This is a genomic window from Streptomyces griseorubiginosus (assembly GCF_017614965.1).
GTDB lineage: Bacteria > Actinomycetota > Actinomycetes > Streptomycetales > Streptomycetaceae > Streptomyces > Streptomyces griseorubiginosus_B.
Genome location: NZ_WVUG01000403.1, coordinates 1 through 6,789, shown reverse-complemented (window position 1 = coordinate 6,789; position 6,789 = coordinate 1). Strand labels below are relative to the sequence as shown.

General features: G+C 71.6%; 6 protein-coding genes and 1 pseudogene. 4 read left to right on the top strand and 3 right to left on the bottom strand.

Translation table 11 applies throughout. The features are described from left to right. A pseudogene (locus GRC12_RS40275) lies at nucleotides 1–303 on the bottom strand (hypothetical protein); the annotation flags it as partial. Beyond that, the gene (locus GRC12_RS40270) at nucleotides 300–830 is read right to left on the bottom strand and encodes a SigE family RNA polymerase sigma factor (protein ID WP_208785416.1); all 531 of its coding nucleotides are present in this window, start codon (nucleotides 828–830) and stop codon (nucleotides 300–302) included. The pseudogene GRC12_RS40275 and the gene GRC12_RS40270, both read right to left, overlap by 4 nt. Before the next feature lie 488 nt (nucleotides 831–1,318). Between GRC12_RS40270 and GRC12_RS40265 the strand changes: the two genes are divergently transcribed. The 4 genes from GRC12_RS40265 (at nucleotide 1,319) to GRC12_RS40250 (ending at nucleotide 6,207) form a co-directional block, all read left to right on the top strand. After that, nucleotides 1,319–3,256 carry an autotransporter gene (locus tag GRC12_RS40265; protein WP_208785415.1) on the top strand — a complete coding sequence of 646 codons (1,938 nt, stop codon included), beginning with the start codon at nucleotides 1,319–1,321 and terminating at the stop codon, nucleotides 3,254–3,256. Between the two features lie 164 nt (nucleotides 3,257–3,420). Then, a complete protein-coding gene (locus GRC12_RS40260; RefSeq protein WP_208785414.1) occupies nucleotides 3,421–5,202 on the top strand; it encodes a sigma-70 family RNA polymerase sigma factor in 1,782 nt (593 codons plus the stop codon). A 233-nt stretch (nucleotides 5,203–5,435) separates the two neighbouring features. Further along, nucleotides 5,436–5,780, top strand: a complete 345-nt coding sequence (locus tag GRC12_RS40255) for a hypothetical protein (RefSeq protein WP_208785413.1) — start codon at nucleotides 5,436–5,438, stop codon at nucleotides 5,778–5,780. A gap of 64 nt (nucleotides 5,781–5,844) precedes the next feature. Next, nucleotides 5,845–6,207 carry a hypothetical protein gene (locus GRC12_RS40250; RefSeq protein ID WP_244374510.1) on the top strand — a complete coding sequence of 121 codons (363 nt, stop codon included), beginning with the start codon at nucleotides 5,845–5,847 and terminating at the stop codon, nucleotides 6,205–6,207. A gap of 55 nt (nucleotides 6,208–6,262) precedes the next feature. On the opposite strand, the gene GRC12_RS40245 is transcribed toward GRC12_RS40250, so the two are convergent. After that, the coding region (locus GRC12_RS40245; protein WP_244374509.1) for a hypothetical protein at nucleotides 6,263–6,789 on the bottom strand (527 nt) is incomplete at its 5' end.

Genomic DNA, 6,789 nt, shown 5'->3' with positions numbered 1-6,789 from the left:
GGCCGATGTCGGATGCGGGGAGCCGGCGGTCGGGGACGAGGTGGCGGGCACGGTCACGGTGGCCGACGGCGAAGGGGACGGGGTCGTGACGATGGCGGCGACGGCCAGGCCGCCGGTCGTCAGGATGCCGGCGGCGGCGAGCCCGGCGAGCGCGACCCTGGTCCCGGACCTCGCGAACGGCCGCGCCCGGTGACGGACGGCGGGGCCGGCCATGCCGCGTTGCACCCGGGCCAGCATCCGCGCGCGGTCGGGCCGGTGGGCCTCGGCGGCCTCGCGCAGCCGACGGGCGATCTCGTCGTTCACCGCTTCCTCCTCCCTGTCACCAGGTCCCCGGCCGCTCGTGCGCCCAGTATCCTTTCCAGCTCGGCCATTCCCTTCGAGGTCTGGCTCTTCACCGTGCCGACCGATATGCCCAGCGCTGCCGCCGTGTCCTTCTCCGACAGGTCGAGGGCGTGCCGCAGCACCACGCAGGCGCGCTTGCGGAACGGCAGCCGGGCGAGCGCCGCGCGGACGTCCAGTACGGCCGCCGTGTCCGGCCCCTCCACCTTCTCGGGGCTGCGGGACCAGAACAGCGCGATCCGGCGTCGCTCGCGCACCGCGCTGCGGATCCGTCCCCGCGCCAGGTTGGCCACCACACCACGGGCGTAGGCGAGCGGGTGGTCGGCCTGCCGCAACCGGTCCCAGCGCTGCCACAGGGCGACCAGGGCATCCGCCGCGAGGTCGTCCGCCGCGTCACTCTCGCCGGTCAGCAGGTATGCCAGACGGGCGAGTTCGGCATAGTGGCGTTCGAAGAATTCGTGGAACTCCGCGGACGCGTCGTCGAGGACCATCCCCCCGTCGCCCTCTCCTGGCAATGATGTGCGCGTTGGTTGCGCGTTGAACAACATCGGGGGGCGCAGCCTAACAGGGCCCAGCCCGGGACCAGACCGGCGGTCGTGCCCGGTTGCGGGGCGGTGAAGGCTGACCGGCGGGCTGGTCAAGGCCGGACGAACCGGACGCCGGCCGGCTGCGCGACGTCCGGCAGCGCCACGGAAACGCCCATCACCAGTCCGTGCCCGTGCCATGGCTGCGGCGCGGCGTGCTTCGTTGCCCTCATGCCCGTCCCTCCGGTGGTCCGACTCGGTCTTCCGGCTCCCGGTTGCCGCGGAGGACGAGAAGGTTGCCGCCCCGACGCTGTTTTCTCGGCGACTGTCTCGGCGACCGGTGCACGGCGCGAAGTGGAACGGAGAACTTCTCAGGGTTTTTGAGATCCCGGTGGCCGGCCGGCGGTCTTCACGCCCGTAAGGATCACCAGCACTTCAGGAAGCACCCTGACTCGATGAAGCGATCTTGGCACCTTGTCCTGGCGTCGGCTCTCCTGGCGGGAGCCGTCACACCGGTGGTCGCGGTGGGCAGCGCGGTCGCCGCGGACGGCGACATCACCTCGGCCGTCCTGGCGAACCGTGATGTCGTCCTGACCGGTGACGCGGTCGTGCGCGTCCCGCGGGGAACCCACACGTACACCGGTGTGATCAGCGGTGAAGGAGCCCTTCGCGTGTCCGGCACCGGCACGCTGGTCCTCGCCAAGGACAGCACCTTCACCCTGCCGCGCTCCCGGCAGCACCAGAAGGTCCGGATCCCGGGCGGCAACCACCCGTACGTCGTGGTCGACGGTCCCGACGAGCCCGCGGTCACCGTGGACGCGGGGGCGACCCTCCAGTACGGCACCGGCGGTACGACCGGCCTGATCGGGTCCTTCCCGTACAACACGCCCGGTTACCAGCAGAACCAGGACAACATCCGGGTGGACGGCACCCTGCGTCTGTCGCTGACCCGGCTGTTCAACCTGGGCGTCATCAGCGGCTCCGGCCTGGTCACCCAGCCCCGGAACATGTGGGGGACGCTCCAGATCTGCGGCACCAACCCGTTCTCCGGCATCTTCGACAACGGCACGGTCGCCAACTTCGCGAGCACCACCTGTGCCGCCGCACTGCCAGGCGCCCGCTCCGTGGTCAACCGCGGTTCATGGATCATCGACACCCCGCTCAACCACACGGTCGTACAGCGGCAGAACTTCTACAGCCACGAGTACGGCAACGACGTCAACGTGCACTCCCGCCCGGGCAGCAAGGTGATCCTCACCGGCGTCTACAGCTGGAGCGACAGCGGTGACGGGGCTGCGCCCTCGCTGAGCGACCCCGGACTGAACTGGCGGCCCGTGGCCCACCAACTGAACAAGCGCGGCACCAACATCGAGGGCGCCGACGTCCAGTGGGGCGACGGGACCACGCACCGGATCTTCATGCCCGGCACGGCGCAGACGGTCTACATCAACCTGCACGCCAGACGCCAGCGCTCCCGGCTCACCTTCGACTACGACGGACCGGTGACCCTGGGCGCGCCCATCGGCGGCGGCATGTACCACGACACCCTCAGTGCTCCCGGCGCCGGGGACGTCGTCATCGCCGGCACCAAGGGCAACGACGTGACCTTCGCGGCAGCGCAGTACTACGACGGATCCACCACCATCGACAGGAACGCGACCCTCCGTCTCGGCTCCGGGACCGCGGGCGGTGACGGAGGCCTCCACACCGGCGGAGCCCTCGACAAGGTGATCGACAACGGCTCACTCGTGCTCCGCAACACCGGGACACCCACCACCCTCCCGGCCGTGACCGGCACCGGATCGGTGACGCAGAGCGGAGCCGCGGCCACCACCGTCACCAGCGCCGCCTACACCGGACCCACCACCGTGGCCAAGGGCCGCCTGATCGTCTCCGGGACCTCCCTGCGGACATCCAGCGCGGTCGCCCTGACCGGTTCCTCGGCCGTCCTGGATCTCAGCGAGGCACGCGACACGACCCTGCGCAGGCTGCGGGTCGTCACAGGCGCGAAGATCCTTCTTTCCCGGAACTCCCGTGAGCTGACCGTCGGTTCGACGACCGCGAGAGTCTCCGGTACCGCTGTCGCCATCGGCGGGGCGCGCTTCTCCGTCAGCCGGGCCGGCGCCCACACCGTGCTCACCGCTCTCCCCTCCTCCGCCGCGACAACACCGGCGCCCTCCCCGTCCCGGACCGGCCGAGCGGCCATCCACCCGGGCGCCTCCTCCACCGGCACCGTGGCGGACACCGGCACCACGGCGGACACCAGCAGCAACCTCGGTGCTCCGTGGGCCGTCACAGGACTGACGGGCGTCGTTCTCGCCGGCGTCGCCGCGGTCTTCGGCTTCGTGCGCGTCCGCTCGCGTGCGCGTACGTCCCCGCGTCACGCCCGCTGATCCCCGGCCGCCACGGATTCCACCGGGCCGCCCATGGCTGTCGGCGCTCACCCCCTTACGATGACTTCGCTCTCGCGGTGTGTGATACCGACGGCGACTGCCCGAGGGCCCCCGCGACCGCGCGAGCGGGGCTTCGTAGCCGCGTCAGGTCGAAGGGAGAGCCGATGCCACGGCATGCCGCGCCCGCGGCCGACGTGATAGCCGCGGCTCGGGCCGGCGATCGCGGCGCCCTGGAAGAGCTCAGCTCCCGGACGCTTCCGCTGGTCCACAGCGTCGCGGCGCGCGCGCACCCGTACCGCGACGACGTCGACGACATCGTCCAGGAGACGATGATGCGCATCCTGCGCGGCATCGGGGGACTGGAGCGCCCGGAGGCTTTCCGGTCCTGGGTGATCACCATCACCCTGAACGAGGTCCGCGACCAGATCCGCAGGCGCGGCAGGAGGGAGACGACGGGAGCGGCGTTCGACGCGGCCGAGCACCGGCCCGACCCTGCCGCCGACTTCGCCGAGGGGGTCATCCTCGGCCTGCGGCTGTCCGGGCAGCGCGAGGAGTCCGTGCGCGCGACCCGTTGGCTCGACGAGGACGACCGGGAGCTGCTGTCACTGTGGTGGCTGGAGACGGCCGGCCGGCTACCCCGGGCCGAACTCGCCTCCGCTCTGGACTTGACCGGCCATCAAGCGGCTGTACGGGTGCAACGCATGAAGGAGCGCCTGCACACCTCCCGCGTCATCGTCCGAGCCCTCGCGGCCAGGCCCGCCTGCGGGGAACTGACCCGGCTGACCCTGGACTGGAACGGGGTCCCCAGCGGCCTGTGGCGCAAACGCCTCGGCCGCCATGTGCGGCAGTGCCCGCGGTGCGTGCGCCACGAGGAAGGCCTGCTGGCTCCGGAAGGACTGCTGGCGCCCCTGGCCCTCCTGCCCCTGCCGGCTGCACTGCTGGCCTGGCGCCCGTGGCTGTCCGCGGGAACGCACGCCGCGGCAGCCGGCCATGCCGGCACCACGGCCACGTCGGGCAGCGGGGTTTCCGCGACGACGGGGACGGCAGGGACAGCGGCGACGAGCCTGACCGCGAAGGCCGTGGTGGCGGCGAGTGCGCTGCTCGCCGTGGGCGGTGGCGTGCTCGTGTACGCGGCCCCATGGGCCGGCCCGTCGGCGCGTCCGGCCACCGCCGCGACGGCTTCCGGCCACCCGGCACCCGTGCCCTCGCCCACCGCATCGGCATCCGCATCCGCATCACCGTCACGGCCGGCACCGGTACTGGGCTCGGCCGTCTCGCATCCCTCGCCCCGGCCGCGGTACGGGTCCGTCGTCGACACCGTGGACAGCGCGCCACCGCCGGACCGGCCGCCCGCCGCACTGCCCCACCGCCCGCAGACCACGGTGACGATGACGGGGCTGAAGAGACACCTGGACGGCTACCAGCTCGTCCACCGCGGGGACACGGTGGTACTGCGCGGGAAGGGCTACTTCACCGTCCACTGGGACGTGATGTACGGGCTGCGCCCCGGGCTGCTGACCATGCCCTCGTGGACCGGGCTGCGGGGAAGGCTGTTCCACGTGGCCTCGGGCGGCGGCCACCGCATGGACGACCGTCAGCCGGACGCGACCGCCCACGGCACCTGGATGGGCAACCCGCAGCAAGGACTGATCGTCCTGCCGCCGGGAGCCCAGCAGATGTGGCAGAACGAGTACTACTACCTCGACGGCAGCGTCACACTCCACCTCAACGAAACCCAGGCCGACTACAACCTCGACGTCCTGCCCTCCTCCTGGCAGGAGACAGCCGACGACATCGCCACTCCCCCGGCCCCGCACTCCGCCGACCGCGAACGGTACGGACTCGTGCGCGACACCGGCCGCGACGACGCCCCCGTACCGCAGTACACCACCCGCTCCACGCCGACCGACCCGGCCACCGTGCCCCGGCGCTCCGTCGTGTCCTGACCATGGGCGGTCGCCCAGGAGCGGGGCGGCGACCGCTGGTCAGGCCCCCGGCGGGGTGCGCTCGGGCCGGTGCCGCGTTGACACCGATCGTCGCCCGACGTTGACTGACGGGACGGCGCGGGGCCGTGACAGCAGGGCCGATCGGGCTTTCGGCAGCCTGAAGCAGGCGTCGCGAAGGCCAAGGGCGTCTTCGGGCGGCGACCCCCATCACCAGGGAACGGTGGAATACGACGATGTACGACCAGACACGCGCCCAGCAGCCCGCCGACCGGCCCCCGGGTCCCGCCGGGCGCCGCGCCCCGGGCCCGGAACCGCTGCTCCCGCCCGGCGAACGGGACACGATCGTCAGGCATCTCGGACACGCAGTGAACACCTTCGCCGACGCTCCGCGCGAGGCGCTGGAGGAGGCCGAGAGCGCCTTCGACGAAGCCACCGAGGCGCTGGCGAACGCGCTCGCGGAACGTCGGCGCGTCCTGCGCGCGGGCTGGCAGGAACGGGACCCCGAGACGCAGTCCGCCGAACTCCGGCTCGCGCTGCGGGAGTACCGGGAGATCACCGCGCGGCTGCTGCGCGCGTGACCCGGACGGCTGCCCCGTCGGCTCGAGGTACCCGAGTGTCAGACCCTTGAGCCATGCTCTGCCCATGCTGACTGCGACCAACGGCCGGGGCCACGTGGTGAAGAGCCCTTCGGAGCCGGCGATAGGAACGATGCTGGCCGACCTGGATCAGGGCGATCACCTGATCCTTGAGCGGCAGGACGAGAGCCAGGAAGGCAGCTGGTACATCCAGGTGCTGTTCAGCGAGAACAACACCTACCAACTGGAGTACCGCGACGGCGTTCCCGCGGAGCACTACCAGACGCGGACGGTGTCGCAGGAGAAGGTCCTGCACGCACTCCTCGGCTGGATGGCCGACGGGCCCGCCTGGCGGGAGGGCTTCATGTGGACCAACATCGGCCACTGGTTCACGCCAGGCCCCGAGGATGAGGACGATCCGACCGCCTAGTACTGCGCCGGGCGGCATGCCTGCCAACTCACGGGTCATCACTGCGCGGTACGGGTCACTGGAGGTGGAGGCGGCTGAGGGCGGTGGTCCAGTCGGTGACTATCGCCTGCTGGGCCGCGGCGAGCGTGACGCGGCCGGCGCAGACCGCGGTGTGGAGTTTGGTCTCCACCGGGTCCTTCTTGTTGTTGATCCCCTGGCTCGCCTTGTGGTGGGGGTCGGCCGGTTCGACCCACAGGTTGCGGGGGTCGTTGGGGTCGCCGCCGAGCTGGAGGCTTATGAGGTGGTCGTACTCGCCCTCCGACAGGCTGCCCGTGTAGCCGTAGGAGGCGGCGTTGAGCTTCTTCTCCTTGCCGGTGACGTACGCGGAGGGCCGTACGCCCGAGGTGTATCCGCCCTTGCGGCATATCGTCGACTTGAGGTTCGCCTGCGTGACGGCCGGGGATATCGCGCCCGGGGTGCACTTGGGGTCCTCCAGCGGCTCCCCGTGCTCGTAGCGGTAGTGGCAGGTGCCCGGGGCCGGTTGCCGCTGGACGGTGTAGTGCTTCTGCGGGCCCGCCCCCACCGCTATCGCCCGCCCCGAGC

Excerpts from the sequence above, each read along its gene's own strand:
- GRC12_RS40270 (WP_208785416.1), bottom strand. The coding sequence starts at position 830 with ATGGTCCTCGACGACGCGTCCGCGGAGTTCCACGAATTCTTCGAACGC.
- GRC12_RS40265 (WP_208785415.1), top strand. The coding sequence starts at position 1,319 with ATGAAGCGATCTTGGCACCTTGTCCTGGCGTCGGCTCTCCTGGCGGGA.
- GRC12_RS40260 (WP_208785414.1), top strand. The coding sequence starts at position 3,421 with ATGCCACGGCATGCCGCGCCCGCGGCCGACGTGATAGCCGCGGCTCGG.
- GRC12_RS40255 (WP_208785413.1), top strand. The coding sequence starts at position 5,436 with ATGTACGACCAGACACGCGCCCAGCAGCCCGCCGACCGGCCCCCGGGT.
- GRC12_RS40250 (WP_244374510.1), top strand. The coding sequence starts at position 5,845 with ATGCTGACTGCGACCAACGGCCGGGGCCACGTGGTGAAGAGCCCTTCG.